The sequence below is a fragment of the Acinetobacter sp. YH01021 genome, from assembly GCF_013420255.1.
Lineage (GTDB): Bacteria > Pseudomonadota > Gammaproteobacteria > Pseudomonadales > Moraxellaceae > Acinetobacter.
On the sequence record NZ_VOYO01000002.1, the window covers coordinates 25,513 to 47,116 of the forward strand.

General features: G+C 43.1%; 16 protein-coding genes and 1 tRNA gene. 7 read left to right on the forward strand and 10 right to left on the reverse strand.

Translation table 11 applies throughout. The annotated features are described in order from the left end of the window. Window positions 1-160: 160 nt before the first annotated feature. On the forward strand, window positions 161-1,066 hold the full coding sequence (gene htpX, locus FTT86_RS01885) for a protease HtpX (RefSeq protein WP_180180434.1): 906 nt from the start codon (window positions 161-163) through the stop codon (window positions 1,064-1,066). An 81-nt stretch (window positions 1,067-1,147) separates the two neighbouring features. Here htpX and FTT86_RS01890 read toward each other — a convergent pair whose 3' ends face one another. The 5 genes from FTT86_RS01890 to FTT86_RS01910 form a co-directional block, all read right to left on the reverse strand. Beyond that, a complete protein-coding gene (locus FTT86_RS01890) occupies window positions 1,148-1,729 on the reverse strand; it encodes a DUF4112 domain-containing protein (protein WP_004280542.1) in 582 nt (193 codons plus the stop codon). Between the two features lie 74 nt (window positions 1,730-1,803). Continuing rightward, window positions 1,804-3,144, reverse strand: a complete 1,341-nt coding sequence (mgtE, locus tag FTT86_RS01895; protein ID WP_180180435.1) for a magnesium transporter — start codon at window positions 3,142-3,144, stop codon at window positions 1,804-1,806. 162 nt (window positions 3,145-3,306) lie between these two features. Further along, a complete protein-coding gene (locus FTT86_RS01900; RefSeq protein ID WP_180180436.1) occupies window positions 3,307-6,435 on the reverse strand; it encodes an efflux RND transporter permease subunit in 3,129 nt (1,042 codons plus the stop codon). A 172-nt stretch (window positions 6,436-6,607) separates the two neighbouring features. Continuing rightward, on the reverse strand, window positions 6,608-9,703 hold the full coding sequence (locus tag FTT86_RS01905; protein WP_180180437.1) for a multidrug efflux RND transporter permease subunit: 3,096 nt from the start codon (window positions 9,701-9,703) through the stop codon (window positions 6,608-6,610). A 256-nt stretch (window positions 9,704-9,959) separates the two neighbouring features. Further along, complete coding sequence (locus FTT86_RS01910) at window positions 9,960-11,561, reverse strand: isocitrate lyase (protein ID WP_180180438.1); 1,602 nt, start codon at window positions 11,559-11,561, stop codon at window positions 9,960-9,962. A 663-nt stretch (window positions 11,562-12,224) separates the two neighbouring features. Between FTT86_RS01910 and FTT86_RS01915 the strand changes: the two genes are divergently transcribed. The 3 genes from FTT86_RS01915 to FTT86_RS01925 all read left to right on the forward strand — a co-directional run bounded on the left by FTT86_RS01915 (window position 12,225) and on the right by FTT86_RS01925 (window position 15,005). Further along, window positions 12,225-13,214 carry a LysR family transcriptional regulator gene (locus tag FTT86_RS01915; RefSeq protein ID WP_004280551.1) on the forward strand — a complete coding sequence of 330 codons (990 nt, stop codon included), beginning with the start codon at window positions 12,225-12,227 and terminating at the stop codon, window positions 13,212-13,214. Window positions 13,215-13,341: 127 nt separating this feature from the next. Next, window positions 13,342-14,664: a hemolysin family protein gene (locus FTT86_RS01920; protein WP_004280552.1), complete on the forward strand. Its 1,323-nt coding sequence runs from the start codon at window positions 13,342-13,344 to the stop codon at window positions 14,662-14,664. 62 nt (window positions 14,665-14,726) lie between these two features. Beyond that, a complete protein-coding gene (locus FTT86_RS01925; protein ID WP_004645748.1) occupies window positions 14,727-15,005 on the forward strand; it encodes a hypothetical protein in 279 nt (92 codons plus the stop codon). Window positions 15,006-15,046: 41 nt separating this feature from the next. On the opposite strand, the gene FTT86_RS01930 is transcribed toward FTT86_RS01925, so the two are convergent. Beyond that, window positions 15,047-15,553 (reverse strand): hypothetical protein, encoded by a 507-nt coding sequence (locus FTT86_RS01930; RefSeq protein WP_004280554.1) that lies wholly within the window; start codon window positions 15,551-15,553, stop codon window positions 15,047-15,049. Between the two features lie 174 nt (window positions 15,554-15,727). On the opposite strand from FTT86_RS01930, the gene FTT86_RS01935 reads away from it, so the two are divergent. The 3 genes from FTT86_RS01935 to FTT86_RS01945 all read left to right on the forward strand — a co-directional run bounded on the left by FTT86_RS01935 (window position 15,728) and on the right by FTT86_RS01945 (window position 17,490). After that, entirely contained in the window at window positions 15,728-16,456 is a 729-nt protein-coding gene (locus tag FTT86_RS01935) for a hypothetical protein (protein ID WP_180180544.1), read from the forward strand. A 170-nt stretch (window positions 16,457-16,626) separates the two neighbouring features. Then, window positions 16,627-16,712: transfer RNA gene (locus FTT86_RS01940), tRNA-Leu, on the forward strand. 91 nt (window positions 16,713-16,803) lie between these two features. Beyond that, a complete protein-coding gene (locus FTT86_RS01945; protein ID WP_004280558.1) occupies window positions 16,804-17,490 on the forward strand; it encodes a hypothetical protein in 687 nt (228 codons plus the stop codon). Between the two features lie 30 nt (window positions 17,491-17,520). Here FTT86_RS01945 and FTT86_RS01950 read toward each other — a convergent pair whose 3' ends face one another. The 4 genes from FTT86_RS01950 to ftsH form a co-directional block, all read right to left on the reverse strand. After that, window positions 17,521-17,835 (reverse strand): DUF5713 family protein, encoded by a 315-nt coding sequence (locus FTT86_RS01950; RefSeq protein WP_004280560.1) that lies wholly within the window; start codon window positions 17,833-17,835, stop codon window positions 17,521-17,523. A gap of 108 nt (window positions 17,836-17,943) precedes the next feature. Then, window positions 17,944-18,795 (reverse strand): dihydropteroate synthase, encoded by an 852-nt coding sequence (gene folP / locus FTT86_RS01955; protein WP_005247701.1) that lies wholly within the window; start codon window positions 18,793-18,795, stop codon window positions 17,944-17,946. A gap of 78 nt (window positions 18,796-18,873) precedes the next feature. Continuing rightward, window positions 18,874-19,488: a GNAT family N-acetyltransferase gene (locus tag FTT86_RS01960; protein WP_180180439.1), complete on the reverse strand. Its 615-nt coding sequence runs from the start codon at window positions 19,486-19,488 to the stop codon at window positions 18,874-18,876. A gap of 106 nt (window positions 19,489-19,594) precedes the next feature. Next, window positions 19,595-21,484 carry an ATP-dependent zinc metalloprotease FtsH gene (ftsH, locus tag FTT86_RS01965; RefSeq protein WP_004280565.1) on the reverse strand — a complete coding sequence of 630 codons (1,890 nt, stop codon included), beginning with the start codon at window positions 21,482-21,484 and terminating at the stop codon, window positions 19,595-19,597. Window positions 21,485-21,604 lie beyond the last annotated feature (120 nt).

The window sequence follows — 21,604 nt, forward strand, 5'->3', positions numbered from 1 at the left end:
TTTTTAAAGACCTATGTTTTTATTTGTACAAAAAATATCCTGTGTTTTTTGTAGCCAAATGCTATTTTTTCCTTGAATTCTTCTCGATTTCACCGCATATTGATTTCAATGATTTACATTTAATAATCAGATTATTTTTCTGTAATAAGAGGATTTCTCAATGATGCGGATTGGTTTGTTCTTGCTAACCAACCTCGCGGTACTGGTTGTAGCTGGCATTATCTTGTCACTCTTCGGTGTCGGTAGTTACCATGGCGCAGGTGGCTTGAATCTAGGCAACCTGTTGGTCATCTGTTTTGTGTTCGGTATGGTCGGCTCAATGATTTCCCTGTTCATGTCTAAATGGATGGCGAAAAAGACCACGGGTACTGAACTGATTGACCCGAATGCACCTCGTAACCAAGCTGAAGCCTGGTTGCTCCAAGAAGTTTCACAACTTTCTCAGCGTGCGGGCATTAAAATGCCGGAAGTGGGTATTTTCCCTTCTTACCAGTCGAATGCCTTTGCCACTGGCTGGAACAAAAACGATGCTCTCGTTGCGGTATCAACCGGCTTGCTTGAGCGTATGAACAAAGACGAACTTCGTGCAGTATTGGCGCATGAGATTGGTCACGTTGCCAATGGCGACATGGTCACTCTGGCACTGATCCAAGGTGTTGTGAACGCCTTCGTGATGTTCTTCGCACGTGTCGCGGGTGATTTTATTGACCGCAATGTCTTTGGTCGTGAAGAAGGTGAAGCTCCGGGTATTGCCTATTTTGTGATTACTATTGTGCTAGATATCGTGTTCGGTATCTTGGCATCGTCGATTGTGATGTGGTTCTCTCGTCACCGTGAATACCGTGCTGATGAAGCAGGCGCACGTTTGGCAGGTAAACAAGCCATGATTTCAGCATTACTGCGCTTACAGGCAGAATCTGAAATGCCGGATGCCATGCCGAAAGAAATGAAAGCATTTGCGATTTCTGCGGGTAAAGAAGAAGGCTTTAGCCTTGCTGCATTGTTCCAGACGCATCCAAGCATCGAACAACGTGTCGCTGCATTGCAACAACTTGATTGTGCTTAAGTAAAACTTTATTTTTGATTCAAAAAAAGCCTGCAATTGCAGGCTTTTTTTATTGGATTCAATTATTCTTTAGCTGACCTATCATTGGCTGAACCATTGATACAGCGCCATAGCACCCCACCCGATCGCGAAGACAAATACAATCAGGAATAAAGTACCTAAAATATCGGGGATATGAATCCAGATCCAGGCCACCACGGGATTGCGCCAGAATGCTGATTGCTGTTGTTTGCGTTCCAGACTTTCATGCAAAAATGGATGCACCACATGTCGATCGCTATTAATCTGATATTCCTCGCGAATATGCAGGTGCACGACATCGAGCGCTTTGCGACTGGGCCGAATAAAAATATCAAAGACCGTGCCTGCCACCGGAATAAATCCTACTACCGCATCGATCGCCGCCATTTTCATCACTGGATTGAGTTTGGCACTCGGCACCCCAATCTGTTTGGCCTTATGAATGGCATAACAGGTCAGTACAAAACCGGCAATATCTCCAGCAACCGGAATCGTACTCAAAGCCGCGTCTGCCCCCACCCCTTGCTTGGTAAATGGAATACGCACCACGGAATCCATCATATTGGCAAACTTGGCCAGATCACGTTCCAGACGTATCACCTCTTGTTGGCTTAGTTTTGGTTTTTGTCCAGACTCAGGCATAGGTTATTCCAGAAATAATGCTGATTTTCTTGAGCATAAAGTATTTTTTATACTCTGATGTATCAATCTGTGAATTAAAACAATAATTTGGAAGCCACAAATAAATACAGAATCACACCAGTAGCATCGCAGATGGAAGTCACCAACGGCGCCGAAGCACTGGCAGGATCAAGTTTGAGTTTATTTAAAATAAAAGGCAGACTCATGCCAATCAGACAGCCCATCAACACAATTCCGAGCATACTGATGGCCAGCACCACTGCCACCATAATATCTCCCCGAATATAACCCAGAATGGATACCGCAATCGCCATGGTGCCACCTAAACATAGTGCCACCAGCGATTCACGACTAAGCAGGTTAAACCAGTCCTTGAACTCGACATCGCCTGTGGCCAAGGCACGCACCATCAAGGTGGCTGATTGCGAACCGGCATTCCCACCACTACCCACCAAAAGTGGTAAGAAAAATACCAGCACGATATGTGCGGCAATGATCTCTTCAAAGTGTGCAATCCCGATTCCAGAGAGCAGACTGCCAAAAACCAGAATGACCAGCCAAAAGACCCGCTTCTGATACAGGGTCAAAATCGGGGCAGTTTTGAGGCTCAACTCAATCAATGGCGTTACTGCACCCGACTTTAAAATATCTTCGGTGGTTTCGGCCTCGACAATATCCATAGCATCGTCATAGGTGACAATTCCTAAGAGTTTTTGCTGCGCATCAACCACAGGCAGAGCAATAAAATCATAGTAGGCTAAAGCTCGGGCCACAATCTCCTGATCATCTGTTACCTGAGCAGAAATGACGTCACGCTGCATCACTTTGGCAATGCTCAGCTCAGGTAAGGCCTGTATGATCTGCCTTAAGGAAATCACACCGATCAGCCGTTTTTCTGCATCGACAATATATATCAGATACAGGGTTTCCTGCCCGGCGGCCACCACACGTAAAGCCTTTATCGCTTCATCCATGGTTAAATCGGGTGAGAGCGTCACAAAACGTGAGCTCATCATGGCACCCGCTGTACCTTCCGGATAGATGGCCAGATCTTTGAGTGTCTGCTGGGATTCTTCAGATAATGCGCCCATCAATTGCAGCTGTAGCGGCGGCGAAAACTGCTTATAAATATCGACAAAATCATCAGAAGGCATTGCATCCAGAATAGGAACAAGTTCTGAAATAGATAAGTGCTGTGCCACGTTTAACTGCTGCCCTAGGGGCATAAAAGCATAGACCAAGCTAGGTTCATTCAGTTCCTTTAAAATTCGGGCCTGTTGCCGAGCATCTAAACGACTTAAAATGCGCGCCTGATCGGCGACATTCAGCTGACTGAGTAAACCTACAGCAATGTTGTGATTTTCAGAATGCAATTGTTGTTGGATATGCTGGATTTTTTCTGAAATTGTCGGCATAAGCAGCTCATTATAAAAGTCTGGCATTCAAGAGAGGTTTGTCCTGATCCCTATGTATCCTAATTTTTCATGTGAATAATTTTAATGATCATGCTGCAATATGACGATATTTTTTGTATAAATCAATTCCTCGATATTTAGCCAGAAAAAAGCCTGACTGAGTCAGGCTTGTTCACTTTCTAAAGATGGATGCTCTATCACCACTGATTGAGAAACCGTTTTTTTAATCATCAGACTACGAATCAATACATACATAAAGGGAATAAACAGCAGTACCAGGACAGTGGCAAATAGCACCCCACCAAAAACACTACTGCCAATCTCCTGCCGGCTGATTGCACTGACGCCGGTGGCAAACATCAAAGGCAGTACGCCCGCTGCAAATGCAATGGAGGTCATGAGAATAGGACGCAAGCGTAAGCCCGCGGCCAGTATCGCGGCCTGAACCGGAGTATGACCTGCCCGCTCTGCTTGTGCAGCAAATTCTACAATCAAAATTGCATTTTTACAGGACAGACCGATAGTCGTCAGCAAGGCGATATGAAAGTAAATATCGTTCGCAAAACCAAACCAGACACAGAACAGAATACTTCCTCCCACGCCCAGAGGAATCGCGGTCAACACCACAGCAGGAATCGTCCAGCTTTCATAGAGTGCCGTTAAACATAAGAAAATAAAGGCAATCGAAATTAGATACAAGAAAATAGCTTGCCCACTGCTACGTTTTTCTTCTAAGGCGGCTCCACTCCAGGCCAAATTTACTCCGTCTTGTTCATCGACTAAAGCTTCGACATCTTGCATGGTTTGACTCGAAAATTGATCTTTGGGAATACCTGCATATACAGGCACGGCGTTATAGCCCATATAACGGTTGATACTATTCGGTCCACCTTGCCAATTCAGCGTAGTGAATTGATTAAACGATAACATTTCGCCTGTGCTATTACGAACATGCCAATGTGCCAAATCTTCAGGTTTAGAACGGAACTCCGCTTCGCCTTGCATGATGACCCGTTTGATTTGTCCACGATCAATAAAGTCGTTGATATAAGTACCACTCCAAGCCGCAGCCAACGTACTATTAAAACTTTGCTGAGGTACGGCATATTTGAGTAAACGTTCTACATCCAGTTTAATATTCAGCTCGGCACTTTCTTTGGGTACATCAAGTTGTAAATATTCAATCGATGATTTTGCTTTGGCACGAGTTTCAATCTCAGAGAAGGATTGCTGTAAAAACTCGCTACCCCGTGAATCTAGATCTTGTAACCAGAAGTCGACCACACGTCCATTACTTGACATAGAAGGTGCCATAAAGAAAATCTGGGCATTGGTATGATTGGCAAAGTGCTTTTGTGCACGATCTACAATACCAAAGACGGTATCTTCAGGATTTTTACGCGCTGCCCAGTCCTTTAATACGACAAATAGCTGACCACGATAAGGCCCAACCCCAACATTGTTTCCGCTATACCAAATCCCAATGCTTTGAATGCGCTCAGATTCATGTTGCATTAAATAGTCCTGGACTTCACGCCCTACTTTTTCTATCTCAGAACGTGGTGCATTGCCCGGCATCACAATTTGACCCATGACAAAGCCCATATCTTCCGTTGGCATTAGCCCTTCGGGCAAGGTTTTATAAAGCCAGCCAAAGCCTAAAACACATATACTAAATACAGCCAACATCGTCATTTTAAACTGCATGCTACGTGCAGAAAGCTTTTGGTAACGTATGGTGAGCTTATCCATGCCACGATTAAAACGCTGTGCCCATTTTGGTTGATGTGGTTGACGCTTTAGCAGTTGCGCTGCAAATGTAGGGGTGATGATAAGTGCCACCAATAAAGAAAGTAGCATTGCCACGACCAACGTGATGGAAAACTGACGATAGATGACCCCTGTCATACTGCCAAAAAATGCCATGGGAATAAATACAGCAGTTAAGACCAATGTAATCCCGATCAATGCACCGCTAATTTCCTTCATTGACTTTAAAGCTGCAGCCTGAGCATCCAAATGTTCTTCATGCATTAAACGTTCAATATTTTCCATGACCACAATGGCATCATCAACCAACAGACCAATCGCCAAAATCAGGGCAAACAAGGTAAAACTGTTTAAGCTCATTCCCAATACATACAGCACCGCAAATGTGGCTAAAACTACAATCGGAATCGTGACTGCAGGAATAATAGTAGCGCGCCAGTTTTGCAGGAAGATAAACATCACCAAGACCACCAGTACCATCGCTTCGACCAAAGTTTTCGCGACTTGTTCAATTGAACTGGTAATAAATGGGGTTCTGTCCATAGTCATACGCAATTGATAATGTGCAGGCAAATTGGCTTGGGCATTTTTCAATACCGTTTGCATCTGCTCTGAAACCGCAATGGCATTACTCCGTGGCGCCAATTGAATCGATAATGCAGCGGATAAATGACCGTTGGTATAATTTAAATGGTTATAACTTTCTGCCCCTAACTCAACACGTGCAACATCTTTCAAGTACAGTACTGAACCTGAATCTGTTGTCTTCACAATGATTTCTTCAAATTCATCAATGCTACTTAAACGTGATCCCGCACTGACCTTGGCATTCATGTATTGATCTTGTGTTGTCGGTAATCCACCAATAGAACCAGACACAAGTGGTGCATTTTGTGTCTCGACTGCATTGCGAATATCACTCGGCATCAAATTAAATTGGCGTAGTTTATGTGGATTGAGCCAAATGCGCATCGCATAGCCTGCGCCATAAAGTTCCACTTCACCCATCCCGTCAATACGGGAAAAACGCGGTTCGACATGCACCATTAAATAGTCAGCAAGCTCTGTAGGTGTCGCCTTCCCTGATTCATCATATAAACTCAGTAATGCAAATTGATCATAACCTTGTTTATAAACAGCCACTCCATTTTGCTGGGTTTCTTCAGGCAATCGACTTAGCACACCATTGACCGCATTTTGCACTTGCAACAATGCCTGATCGAGATCCACGCCTTGCTCAAACGACAGGGCCAGATTTGCACGCCCCACGCTACTGTTGGACTGAAAGCTTTCCAAACCTTCAATGCCTTTTATCGCTTGTTCTAAAATTTGCGTGACTGATTGCTCAACGGTTTCCGCAGATGCACCACGATACCCCGCAGAAACACCTAACGCAGGTGCATCCATATTCGGCATATGCTCAATCGGAATTTTTTGCAGTGCAAAAATTCCTAATACCATCATGATAATGGCAATCACGGTTGCAAATTTAGGTCGATAAATAAAAAAGCGTGACAACATGAATAAAAATCCCCATCAGATGCATTCTCACGACGCATTCTTGTATGAATAGATGATTTCTATAGCAATTTTCACACCATGCTGAAAACGCAACCAGCTATCGGATAAATTTTAACGATAAAAAAATCCCCGTATAAACGGGGATTTTTAAGCTCTAGAGTTTTCCTTTGTTTTAAGCACGCGATTTTTTGATGATGAGTTGGCGAATCAAAACATACATAAATGGAATAAAAATCAGCACCAGCAATGTTCCAAAAATGACACCACCAAATACACTCACCCCAATTTCCTGACGACTTACCGCACCTGCCCCTGTAGCAAAGACCAGCGGTAAAATTCCGGCGCCAAAGGCCAAAGAAGTCATCAAGATCGGACGTAGTCGCAAAGACGCACCTTCTAGTGCGGCTTCTACTACCGATTTACCTTGCTGCTGCGCTAATGAAGCAAATTCTACAATCAAAATAGCATTCTTACAGGACAGACCGATGGTGGTCAGCAAGGCAATCTGGAAATAGATATCATTCGGGAAACCAGCCAGATAACTAAAAATAATATTGCCGCCAATCCCCAGTGGAATTGCCGACATCACGGCGGTTGGAATGCTCCAGCTTTCATATAAAGCCGCCAGACACAGAAAAATAAAGCCAATTGAAATCAGATACAGCCAGATCGCCTGATTATTGGACTGTTTTTCCTCAAAGGAAAGACCGCTCCAGACCACATCGACTCCGTCCTGCTCGGCAATCAAAGCTTCCACATCCTGCATGGCCTGACCGGAACTGCTGTCTTTGGCCCGATCCGCTTCCATTTGCAATGCGGTATACCCCATAAAGCGGTTGACCACTTCAGGGCCACCACTCCAGCCCACTTGCGAGAAGTTGCTGAAAGGCACCATCTGATTCTGGTCATTTCGCACATGCCACTGCGCCAGATCTTCCGGCTTGGAACGGAATTCTGCATCACCCTGCATGATCACCCGTTTAATCCGGCCGCGATCAATAAAGTCATTAATATAACTGCCGCCCCAGGCACTGGATAAGGTACTGTTAATCGCCGATTGAGTCAGACCATTGGCCATGGCCTGTTTCTGGTCAATATTGACACGTAGTTCTGCTTTGTCAGGATTAGAACGTTTGCCCAGATTTTCAAAGCTTGTATAGTTGCCGGCACGAGCTTCCAGTGCTTTAAACTGTTGTTCCAGATATTGCCGACCATTGCCATTGATGTCTCGAATCCAGAAATCCAGACCATCGGTTTGTCCCAAACCATTGACTGAAGCTGGCATGGACACATTAATTTGTGCATTGCGATTACTCTGGAAATGCTTCAAGGCCCGTTCACGAATCGCTTGTGCAGTATTGTCCTGACCGGAACGCTCATCCCAATGTTTCAACGCTACAAAACCGGTCGCGAGGTTCTGACCAGTTCCAGAGAAATTTCGCCCATAACGGATCATCACCAGATTGACATTAGCTTGTTCCTGATCTAGAAAATACTTACGGACTTCTTCACCGATCTGAATGGTATTTTTCATCGGAGCGCCTTCCTGCAATTTGATTTGCAAGCTTAAGATCCCCTGATCCTCACTCGGTAAGAAACTGGTCGGCAAGGCACGATAGAACAGCGCAAACACACCGATCAATCCGGCAAACAGCAGCAAACAGATTGCCTGACGCTGGACCGTGAGTTTAGACAAATTCAGATAACGATGTTTTAAATGATCCAGTTTCTGGTTAAACCAGGATGCCCATTTTGCCGGTTTAGGATTCGGTTTTAGAATAAGCGCGCACAATGCTGGGGTTAGAATCAATGCCACCATTAAGGACAGCGACATGGCCGCAACCAAAGTGATAGAAAATTGGCGATAGATCACGCCAGTTGAACCACCAAAGAAAGCCATCGGAATAAAGACTGCGGTCAAAACCAAAGTAATCCCGATCAGTGCTCCACTAATTTCCTGCATGGATTCCAGGGCCGCGTCCTTGGCAGACAGTTGCTTTTCATGCATCAACCGTTCGACGTTTTCCACCACAACAATCGCATCATCCACCAACAGGCCGATCGCCAGAACCAGCGCAAATAAGGTTAAGGTGTTGATACTCATACCCAGTGCATACAGCACCGCCATGGTACCCAAAATCACCACTGGAACAGTCACGGTAGGAATCAAAGTGGCACGCCAGTTCTGCAAGAAAATGAACATCACAATGATGACCAAGATCACGGCTTCGATCAGGGTTTTGATCACTTCTTTAATTGATTCTTGTACAAAAGGCGTATTGTCACGTGGGTAAGCAATTTTATAGCCTTCAGGCAATTGCTGGGAAATATGGGCAATTTCAGCCTTAATCAGATTAGAGGTGGCAATGGCATTGGCCCCTGAGGCCAGTGAAATACCCAGACCTGCTGATGGATAACCATTATTGGTACTATAAGATTGATAATTTTCAGCACCCAGTTCCACCCGCGCAATATCTTTCAAATAAATAAAGCTGCCGGCACGATCCGATTTGACAATAATATTCTGGAATTCTTCCACGGTTTTTAGCCGTGAACCTGAAGTAACTTTGGCATTCAGGTATTGCTCGTCTATGGCTGGAAGATCACCAATCGCACCAGCAGCGACCTGAGTATTCTGGGCTTCAATCGCAGCACGCACATCACTTGGCATCAGGTTATATTGTTTTAATTTTGCCGGATTCAGCCAGATCCGCATCGCATATTGTGAACCAAAAACATCCACCTCACCAATGCCTTCAATCCGGGAAATGTCCTGTTCCAGATGGGTCATCAGATAGTCGGAAAGTTCAATATTGTTGCTGCGCCCCGACTCATCATACAGGCTAATTACCATATGGGTATCACCGAGCGATTTAAAGACATTGACACCTTGGCGTTGTACATCTTCCGGTAATCGGTTTAGTACCCCATTAATCGCATTTTGTACCTGCACCTGTGCAGTATCCGGATCGGTACCATTCTTAAAGCTAATGCTGACCCGGCTGCGTCCTGAAGAATCACTACTCGAACTGAAATACAGCAGATGATCAATGCCTTTGATTTGCTGTTCCAGCACTTGAGTCACGCTTTCTTCCACAGTTTCCGCAGAAGCGCCGCTATAAGTTGCTGCCACCGTTATCCTTGGCGGGGCAATGTCCGGATAACGTTCCACTGGCAGGTTCATCACTGCGAACAGGCCGATTGCCATGACAACAATCGCCAGTACCCCAGCAAAGATCGGGCGGTGGATAAAAAATTTAGACAGCATAAGTCCGGGTCACTTTTAATTAAATAGGGGTAAATTGATGCAGAACATAAGCATGCTATATCCAAATATTCAGTGACATAGCACTAGAATGCAAGAATTAAACACATAAAGCTGCGATAAAAACCAATCATGGAGAAATTATGGATTATCCCTCTTGAGCACGTTCTTGAGATTGCTCTTCCCTATTTATTAATAGCATTTTTCCAAACAAAAAACCCTGCAGATGCAGGGTTTTTTGGTGAATCAATTAAGCGGATTAAGCGCTGAACTGGTTCATTGTGTTTTTAGAATCATCACCAGCTTTCAATGCATTGTCACCAGCGAAGATTTCTTTGTGGTCATCACCGATGTCAGAACCAGCCATTGCTTGGTGTTTAACACATGCGATACCGCCGCGGATTTCTTTACGTTGTACGCCAGCAACATAAGCCAACATACCTTCAGTACCGAAGTAACCTTGAGCAAGCTCATGAGTAGAAAGCGCAGCTGTGTGGTAAGTCGGAAGTGTGATCAAGTGATGGAACACACCCGCTTCACGAGCAGCATCAGCTTGGAAGGTACGAACTTTTTCGTCAGCTTCAGCAGCCAGTTCAGTTGCATCGTACTCAGCGCTCATTAACTTAGCACGGTCGTAAGCAGAAACGTCTTTACCTTCAGCAACCCAACGGTCATATGCTTGTTGACGGAAGTTTAAAGTCCAGTTGAACGAAGGCGAGTTGTTATAAACAAGTTTCGCATTTGGAATTGTTTCACGTACACGGTTAACCATGTGAGCGATTTCAGCAACGTTAGGCGTCGCAGTTTCGATCCAAAGAAGGTCAGCACCGTTCTGTAAGCTAGTTACACAGTCAAGTACAACGCGATCAATTTGAGTGCCTTCACGGAACTGGTATAGACCAGAAGCAAGACGTTTAGGACGGTGAAGTTTACCATCACGCTTGATCAGGATTTCGTCTTCTTGCGCTTCTGAAATGTCGATTTCAGTTGTGTCTAAGTAGCTGATGTATTGAGAAGCGATGTCGCCTGGCTCTTTAACCACTGGGATTTTTTGAGTCAAGTCAGCACCTTCAGAGTCAGTACGTGCAACGATGATACCGTCGTCAAGACCCATTTCCAGGAATGCATAGCGAAGAGCGTGGATTTTCGCGATGAAGTCTTCGTGTGGAACTGTTACTTTACCAGCTTGGTGACCACATTGTTTCGCGTCAGAAACCTGGTTTTCGATTTGTAGTGCACAAGCACCCGCTTCGATCATTTTCTTAGCTAAAAGGTAAGTCGCTTCTTCGTTACCGAAACCAGCGTCGATGTCCGCAATAATTGGCACAACGTGAGTTTGGAAGTTGTCGATTTGTGAAGTGATTTCAGCTGCTTTAGCAGTGTCGCCCGCTTCTTGTGCTTTTTTAAGTGCACGGAACAAGTCGTTTAATTCTTTCGCGTCAGCTTGACGTAAGAAAGTGTAGATTTCTTCGATCAATGCAGGAACAGAAGTTTTTTCGTGCATAGATTGGTCAGGAAGTGGACCGAATTCTGAACGAAGTGCTGCAACCATCCAACCAGAAAGGTAGATGTAGCGACGTTCAGTTGTACCGAAGTATTTTTTGTTCGCAATCATTTTTTGTTGCGCGATAAAACCGTGCCAGCAACCTAGTGATTGAGTGTATTTGCTAGAGTCTGCATCATAAGCAGCCATATCACGACGCATAATTGCCGCTGTATATTTCGCAATGTCTAAACCAGTTTTGAAACGGTTTTGAAGTTGCATACGCGCAGCATCTTCAGGACTGATGTCTGCCCAAGTGTTACCGAATTTCGCTTTTAATTCGCGGATTGCATCAATCGCTGTTTGGTATGTAGTCATGATATATTCCTGTAATAATATTAGGATTTTTCTGCAACGAACCGCTCAAATCACACCCTCAATGACTTGTTCAGATTTTCGACGATCCGTTGGGATAGCTAAAGATTAGTGGGCTTATGAAAATTAATCCAATAGTCTGCAAGAATCTTCAGTATTTATTTAAAAAATGAGTAGATCAAAGTCTTAGTACAATCTTGATAAATTATATTAAGATTATGTTTTATATATATTTATTTAAAAATAAAAATGGATAAAATTTTCACATGTTGCTTAAAAATAATTCATTAGACTTAAGTCTGGATATGGGGTTTATGCCCTTTTATCTTTAAAAAATACTGATCTTTGATGATTTATTCAACTTGATGAATTCTCGATTTAGTGTACTTTTCACTCAAATACTGAACGTAAGAACAGCCTTTCTCATGTTCTTTTAAAGCGAAAAGATGGTTTTCATTTCCCTCTATAAAAAGGCTAAATGATATTCTATTTAACGTGCATCTTTTCTCTTATGTACACTTTGAATAATGGAGCTTAAGCCTGTGTTAATTTTTGTAAACTTTATCAGTGAGCACATGGCTTTTTTTTCATCGACGCTTTACACAAGGCCCGGCAATTATGGCATAATCATCATAATTTCTTGTATTTATTCTCGGTATTTCTTTTATGAATCTGGAGCGGGTCGATCTCAATCTATTAATTTATCTTGATGTACTTCTTCGCGAAAAAAATGTCACACGTGCAGCAGAACAACTGGGCGTTACCCAGCCTGCCATGAGTAACATCTTACGCCGATTACGCAATTTATTTAATGATCCCCTCCTGATTCGTTCTTCTGAAGGCATGACACCCACTGAACGTGCCTTAGAATTGCAGCCCCGCATTCGAGATGCGCTCGCTGATCTGTCGATGATCCTGGAACCACGTACCGAGTTCCGTCCATATACCTCAAATCGTGTCTTCCGGATCATGACCTCGGATTATGCAGAAGCCACGCTGGTTCCACGTCTGGTTAAAGCCCTACGTTCAGAAGCACCGAACGTGGTATTAGACTTCCTGACGCCAAGTGACGTGTCATATCGTGACATGGAACAAGGCAAGGTCGATCTGGCAATCAACCGTTTTAATGAAATCCCGCAAAGTTTTCATCAGGTTTTGGTCTGGCGTGACAGCTTTTCTTGCCTTTTAAATAACAAGCATCCTGCCGCAAGCAACTTAAACCTTAAAAGTTACCTGGATGCACAGCATATCTGGGTTTCCAAAACCGGTATGGGTGTTGGCTTCGGGGTAAATCCTGAAAAACAGGCCGGTTTAGGCTGGATCGATCAGGCTTTAGAACGTATTGGCCAGAAACGTAAAATCTCAGTCTTTACCCGTCACTATCAAATGCCGGGATTATTGGCTGCCAATGTCGATCTGGTCGCAACACTGCCTTCACGCATTGCACGTTTGCAAGCCAAGAATCACAATTTAATTCTCAAAGATCCGCCGTTTTATATTCCTGAATTTGAATTGAAAATGGCATGGTGTCCTTTATTGCATCATCATCCGGCGCATCGCTGGTTACGTCAGCTGATTTTATATGTCGCCCGCCAGATGATTGAAGAAGAAAACCGTGAATTCCTGAGCAATAATTCTCAATTTTCACATTATTAAACTCAAAATCTTCTAAATTCTTATTTTTTAAGATTATACTTCGAAGACTTGAGATGTCATTGTTACACCTCAAGTCTTTTTTTGTGTTAAAAATATCCCAAGATACTATTCATCCACAGGTGGATTTGTGAGCCTCTTACAAAATATTGTGATTATCTTAATACTCATCACGGGGGCCGGTTTTTTATCTTTAACTGAAATCGCCCTCGCTGGTGCCCGTAAAGTCAAACTCAAAATTCTGGCTGAGTCGGGTGATCATCGCGCTCAAAAAGTTTTAGATCTACAAGAAAATTCTGCAGACTTCTTTGCAGCCTCCCAAATTGGTTTAAATGCAGTTGCCATTCTTGGTGGTATTTTAGGTGAAGGTGCCTTCCGTCCTTATATTTATAATTTTGTTTCCCGCTTTTACCAAGGACCTTGGGCTGACAATATCAGCTTTGCGCTTTCCTTTACGGTCGTCACTTCATTATTTATTTTATTTGCAGACCTGATGCCGAAACGTCTGGCCATGATTGCGCCAGAAAAGATCGCAGTCTCAGTCATCGAGCCAATTCAGATTTTCATTAAAGTCTGCAAACCTTTGGCTTGGTTTATCAATGCGATTGCCAACATGCTGTTCCGTCTGTTTAAAGTAAATACTATTCGTGATGACAATATTACTTTTGATGATATTTCTGCAGTGATGGATGCCGGTGCACAGGCAGGCGTGCTCCAGAAACAGGAACACCATTTCATTGAAAACGTATTCGAGCTGGAAGAACGTAACGTGCCTTCGAGTATGACCACACGTGAAAATGTGGTGTTCTTCACCTTAAATGAACCGGAAGAAAGTATTCGGCAAAAGCTGGCGGAATACCCCTATTCCAAGTTTCTGGTATGTAGCAATGACATTGACAGTGTGATTGGCTATGTCGACGCCAAAGACATTCTGGTGCGTATTCTGAACAACCAGTCGCTGCTGCAACTCAATGAAAATACCATCCGTAATGTCCTGACTATTCCTGACACTTTGACCTTATCGGAAGTTCTGGACCGTTTCCGTTCCACCAAGGAAAAGTTTGCCGTCGTCATTAATGAATATGCGCTGGTCGTTGGCGTGATTACCCTTTCTGATATTATGATTACCGTGATGGGTGACTGGGTGACGCCTATTGAAGCCGATCAGCAAATTATTAAACGTGACAATAATTCCTGGCTGATTGAAGGCAGCACGCCGATTGAAGACATCAAGCATGCGCTTGAAATTGATGAAATGCCTGATGATGAGAACTATGAAACCATCGCTGGCTTCATGATGTATAAATTACGCAAGATTCCACGTCCTGCAGATGCAGTGATATTTGGTGCTTATAAGTTTGAAGTGGTTGACGTCGATCATTTTAAAATTGACCAGTTACTGGTGACCCGCTTGATCGAAACCAATTCAGTTATTCAAGAAGAATCAGATTAGTCTGGTTCTTCCTTCTAAGAAATAGTAAAAATTATTCTAATAAAAAAATCATAAGGTGAGTGATGAATATTTCTGCATTATTGGCATGTCTGTTTTTTTATTCAGCCCTGTATTTGTTTTACTTCTTCTTTGCCAAACAACAGAATCCCCTGCTTTTACTCGCAGCCATCATTCTGATGGTTTTAACAGTTTTCATTATTCCCTACCCGCATGAACGTCGCCGTCAAGGTTTCGACTCGACCTTGAGATTTGGAGAGTATTTTTATTGGCCATTAATCACGTGGTGGCGTTTATTTATTCTGCCCATCAGCTGGCTGATTGCACTGATATATCGTGATTAAAAAAGCACCTTTGGGTGCTTTTTTTTAGATCTAGTTATAGCTTAGATTTTTGCTAATAAAGCCTCAAGAACGGCTTGATAGTGAATCTGGATATCATCTTCTAAAATTTTGTAGGCATTATCGAATTGCACCATAGGCCAGCCTTCTTTCCAGAATGGGAAAATATTATGCAGGTCATGGGTGACAATTGCATCTTCACGCACAATTGCTTGGGCAATTTGTGACAGTACCTGTGCAGTTTCAGCACCATCAATTGCCATATAATCAATACCGCGCGCTTTTAAAATACGGATCCGGTCTTTTTTATAACGGATTTTTTTGATTTGTGCTGCATTTAGACCCAAAGCCAAAGATACGGCTTCGACAAACTTGTCTTCAAATGACTGATTCAATGCTACTAAGGCTGCTTTATGCGCTTCCTGACGACCAGCTTTACCACCCTGACGAATTGCTGCTTGCGCCTCAGTATTTAGCTCATCCTTTTTCATACTTTGCAGGATGTCTAAAATTTCGATGTCGCTTAACGCCTGAGGAGATTGATCAGTCATAAACTGTCCTTAAAAAAATAAATCTTGAATCGGCTATTTTCGCATAATTCGTCGCTAAAAAACTAAAATCTTCATGATTAAAACAGTGCTACGTTCTGAAACTGCATTTCTTCTGCGATTTTGCGCAAAATCGACTATAGTGCTTCATCTATATATTAAATTAATCTCTGGATGATGCCCACTACGCAAGTGACTTTGTTGCTACAGCAACTTAAGCGCCAATATCCGACTGCATTTAAAGGAAATTACCTGTTTTACAGTCAGATTAAAATCCGTGGAATCTGGGGTAAAGCCAAGCTTTTAATTCCTTGGGCCTTGGCCGCCATGATTTTTGTTCCCATCAGTTTGATGTTAGGAGATTTCGTACAGCAATCTTTTGTGCAAATCAGCGAATTTCAGGCGCAGAGTTATGCCATGTTGGCCATTCTACTGTTCCTGATGTTGAGTCTCGCCTTGATTTTGTACCAGATTCAGCATTCTTCTTATTCGCTGTATCAGTTATTGCGTCATACTCCGATCAAGATGGCTATTGTGATTCTGATGCAAGCCTTAAATCTGGTCTTTATACAAAGCAGTTTGCTGATGTGGAGCTTATTCTTCTTTGGCGTGAGCTTTGGTTTTGTGCGCTTTTATCGAGAAAATTTATTCAAGGAAAATAGTAAAAATACTGAGCACTATCAGCTACAACAATTACGTAAAATCTGTTTTTGGGCTTATAAACAAACCTGCCTGATCCGACTAAAATTACGTTTTTATTCAAGCCATGATCCTCGGTATGCCGAACTAAAACAGCAATTAAATCACTATGCCGGGTTATATACGCGGCTGCTGAAATATGAGCATCAATATTGTAAAACGATCAAGCATCTAGATGTCGACAGCTATCTGGATGAAAATTCATAGTTCTCTCTATCCTTTTTCATTGGCCATCTTAAAGATCTGCAAATATTGAATTTTAAAAAACGTTGATTTGCTGATTTTTAGAATAGAAGCCACGGAATTGCTTGAAAAGAAAGCAATCATTTCGGAATTTGCTTGCCAAGCTTTATTTCGTCCTCTATTATTGCGCACATGCCCGAGTGGTGAAATCGGTAGACACAGGGGATTTAAAATCCCCCGCCCACAAAGCGTGCCAGTTCGAGTCTGGCCTCGGGCACCATTTTAATATTTATTAAAATGGTGCAATAAAAAATCCAGCATTAGGCTGGTTTTTTTGTGCCTGAATTTTATTCTTTTAGCGCGAAATCCCCATGTCAGAATTAAAACACTTTGATCTCGCTACATTACAATTACGTCATCCAGACGCTTTTTTCCTTAAGCTGCGTTATAGCCGCTTTAAATTTAATGCCTTGCAAAATATCCAGTTTGTTATCGCGATTAATTTACTGTCCCTTCTGGTCTGTGTAGCCTGTAGTCTCAGCTCCGTATTTCTGGAATATTATTTTTTCAAGAATGCCACGATTGCCTTTAATGTCACCTTAATTGTGCTGATGGCACTGCTTTATCCTTATATCTGGCATGCACAATATCAGGCGCAATTTAGTTCCAAAGCCTATAGTCAGCGTTTGCAAAACTGTCTCTATCTGCAAATTCCAATTTTTCTGAGCTTATTGCTCAACCTTTATCTGATTCATTCGGATGTACTGGTCATCATTAGTATGATCATTTTAGCGATTTCTTCCTTTGGGGTGGTCATCCTGGAACCTTTATTTAAAAGTTCCTGTAGTGCGATTGACCAGATCAGGTTGCAGAAACTCCGACAACTGGCTTTTTGGGCTTATCAACAATCCAAATCAAAAACACCACAACAGATTCAAGGTCAATCGAATCTGCAGGCTTATTACCAAAACCTTTATCAGCAATGCATGAATGAAGAGCAACAATTACTCGGCTCAATTCGCTTTAATAGCTTTAAAGATTATTTGAACAGACAATAAAAAAACCTGCATCTGCAGGGTTTTCTTAAATCACCATTCACGATTGGTAATCAGTTCTTCCATTTCAATCTCGAACAGGCCGTGCTCTTGCACCACCATCATCATGGCTTCGGCAATATAATCCGCGGCAGTATCATCCAGAGACGAATCCAGATCTTCGAACTGAGGTTTCATGATATTGATATCAGCCACAGTCAGATTGGCAAGCTGGTAAATTTCTTGATCTGACAAACCTGATTTAGCGACTTTTTGGGCAAAACGTTCGATGTGCTGCTTGATTTCAGCAACCAGAATATCGGGATAATACTCATCATCGAACATGGGGAGAAGTAAATCTGCAAACATTACAGGCACTCTAAAGGATGACTATCTAATCTAAGCGTGCCTATATAGCATATTGTTGCTTAAAAGCCAAACAACATTGCCAATGTAGGGATTTCCCAGCCTCGATTTTTAAACCATTTGCATAGCTTGCCAGACTTTAATCGCATCGGCTGTGACTTTAACATCATGTGCCCGTACCATACATGCACCCTGCTGAATACTCAACAAATGCGCTGTTGCTGAACCCACTGCACGCTCTTGTGGTTCTGCCCCATCCAAAACTGCTCCGATAAAGCGTTTACGTGATAAAGCAGACAAAATCGGATAGCCCATTTCTGTCAATTTATAAAACTCTTGCAACAGCTTTAAATTTTGCTGGGCATTTTTAGCGAAACCAAAACCTGGATCAATCATGATATTTTCCGCTTTTACTCCAACATCTAAAGCATCCTGAACACGTTGGGATAACTCGCGTATCACATCTTTAGTGACATCCTCATATTGATCCAGATTGTTCATGGTGGTCGGCTCACCGCGCATATGCATGATGATCACTGGAATATTGAGTTCTGCTGCGGTCTGCAATGCATTCGGCCGAGTCAAAGCACGGACATCATTCCAGATATGTGCTCCGGCCCGAACCGCTGCGCGTATGACTTCAGGTTGCGACGTATCAATCGAGAGAATGACCTTATGTTTAGCCAGTTCTTCCACCACAGGCACTACGCGGCGAATTTCTTCTTCCACTTCTACCACTGCGGCACCTGGACGGGTCGATTCACCGCCAATATCAATCACGGTCGCGCCTTCAGCGATCATTTCAAGCGCACGTGCGACTGCATCTTCTTTGTGATTATGCCGACCACCATCACTAAAAGAGTCTGGGGTGACATTGAGAATCCCCATCACATGCGGCTGGGATAAGTCCAATTTTAAATCACCAAATGTCCATACATGTGGTAACAAAGGCATCAGCTGCATGATTCAATACTCACTCAAAATAACCCCGATATTGTCTTATGGATCGCTGAATAAAGCAAAGTGGAATAAGGCTAGGACCTAGATTTCGAAGTAATTGTTTTGGGAATATTGCATCAGTTTAGTTTGTAATAATGCTTTCACATCTGCCCATTCACTTTCTAAAATACTATAGATATAGCTATCTCGAATAGTCTGTCCATCTTTACGTAGCATATGACACCTGATAATGCCATCTCGTTTGGCACCTAATGCCTCAATCGCTTTTTGGCTGGGAAGATTCAAATGATCAGTTCGAAAGCCGACCACCTGAGCATTTAAATTTTCAAAAGCATGTCTTAACAAAAGATATTTACAAACGCGATTTACATAAGCTCTGTGATAGCGCTTGGCATACCAGGTATAACCAATTTCAAAACGTGGAATTTCCGTCTTAATATCATGATAACTGGTAGTTCCAATTGCTTGACCGGAGTTTAAATCGATGACAGCAAAAGCCATCCGTTCACCTTGAGCTTGCTGTTCAAAGGCCTGAGAAAAATATTTTTTTAAGTTATGCAGATAAGGCACTGAATTATATAAAATCTCGCCTAAATTTTCTTCAGCGCATGCGATGGCTAAATCAGAAAAATGTTCCCAGCTCAACGATTCAAGACGAAGCTGATAAACACTGGATTCCAGAACAGGCATATTCATTTTTATTTTTCTTATTCATTTTTAATCGCTCAATATAACACTCAAAAAGATATGACAAAAATGACAAGCATAAAAAAACCACCCGAAGGTGGTTTTTTTATTGAGCTTAGTTCGCTGGCAATGGCGGAGGAGTCAACGGACCATCATCTGGGGTTACATCAATCACAGGATTGTCTGCCACATAGACCTTTGGTGGCTGAGGCTCACGACCTTCCATGATGTCACGGATTTGATCACGATCAATGGTTTCCCATTCCATCAAGGCTTTCACCATCGCATGGGCAATATCTTTTTTGCTTTCCAGGATATCGCGTGCGATTTTATATTGCTCATCCAGAATTCGACGAATTTCACGATCGACTTCTAGTTGTGTAGTTTCCGAAATACTGCGGCTACCAATACTGCCCATGAAAGATTGCTGTGCATCTTCTTCATAGACCATGACACCGAGTTTGTCAGACATACCATATTTGGTCACCATCGCACGTGCCATTTTAGTTGCACGCTCAAAGTCATTTGAAGCGCCAGTCGACATCTGGTTAATGAAGACTTCTTCAGCAATACGGCCACCAAACAAAATCGAAAGTTCATTCAACATTTTGTCTTTATAATGGCTAGTCTGGTCAAATTCAGGCAGCTGCCAGGTGACACCTAAAGCCCAGCCACGCGGCATGATCGTCACTTTATGCACAGGATCTGTACCTGGCAAGCTTTCAGCAACAATTGCATGACCTGCTTCATGATAAGCTGTCGCGCGACGCTCTTCATCACGAAGTACCATCGATTTACGCTCAGGACCCATATACAGCTTGTCTTTTGCATCTTCGAAGTCATGCATATCGACGGTGTTCTTGTTACGGCGTGCAGCAAACAGAGCAGCTTCATTCACTAGGTTTGCCAATTGCGCACCCGAGAAGCCAGGTGTACCACGTGCAAGAACCTTAACATCCACACCTGTCACTGAAGGTAATTTTTTCAAATGTACATTCAGGATTTGTTCACGACCTTTGATGTCTGGCAAACCAACTACAACTTGACGGTCAAAACGGCCTGGACGAAGAAGTGCTTTATCCAGTACATCTGCACGGTTGGTTGCAGCAATCACGATAATGCCTTCATTGCCCTCAAAGCCGTCCATTTCAACCAGCATCTGGTTCAGTGTCTGTTCACGTTCATCGTGACCACCACCAGTACCTGAACCACGATGACGACCGACTGCATCAATCTCATCAATAAAGATGATACATGGCGCATGACGTTTCGCCTGTTCGAACATGTCACGAACACGGGATGCACCGACACCGACAAACATCTCAACGAAGTCAGAACCTGAAATACTAAAGAATGGAACTTTCGCTTCACCGGCAATGGCTTTGGCAAGTAGGGTTTTACCCGTACCTGGAGGACCGACCATTAACACACCGCGTGGAATACTCGCACCCAGACGTTTAAATTTGGTTGGATCTTTCAGGAAATCTACGATTTCAACGACTTCTTGCTTGGCTTCGTCACAACCAGCAACATCAGTGAAAGTGACTTTAATCTGGTCTTCAGACAGCATTTTGGCTTTAGATTTACCAAAACTCATTGGACCGTTTTTACCACCTGCACCGCCACCCATGTTGCGCATAAAGAACATGAATAACAAAATGATTAAAAGTACAGGGAAACTTGCAATAAGCAACTGCATGAGCAAGCCTTGACGTTGTGGTGCTTCACCTTCAACCACAACATTATTTTTAATCAGGCTTGGCATCAGTTCAGGATCCTGAACTGCCGGACGGATACTTTCAAACTCTGAACCGTTCGATTTTTCGCCACGGATTCTTTCGCCGTCAATCACAACTTGTTTAATTTGGCCAGCATTGACCGCGGCAACAAACTCTGAGTAGTTCATTGTAGTCGGTTGATTGCGGTCACTGACGTTGCTGAAGATTAACACCAGCACACCCAGTATCACGAGCCACAATACGGCATTCTTAAAAAGATCGCTCAAAGCTTTATTCCCATTCCAATCTAATTTGATCATGCCCTGTTCAGGGTGACCTTAATACTTAAGCTGTAAATCAACTTACAATTATCTGAAAACGTACAAAATGCACAATTTTTAACGACT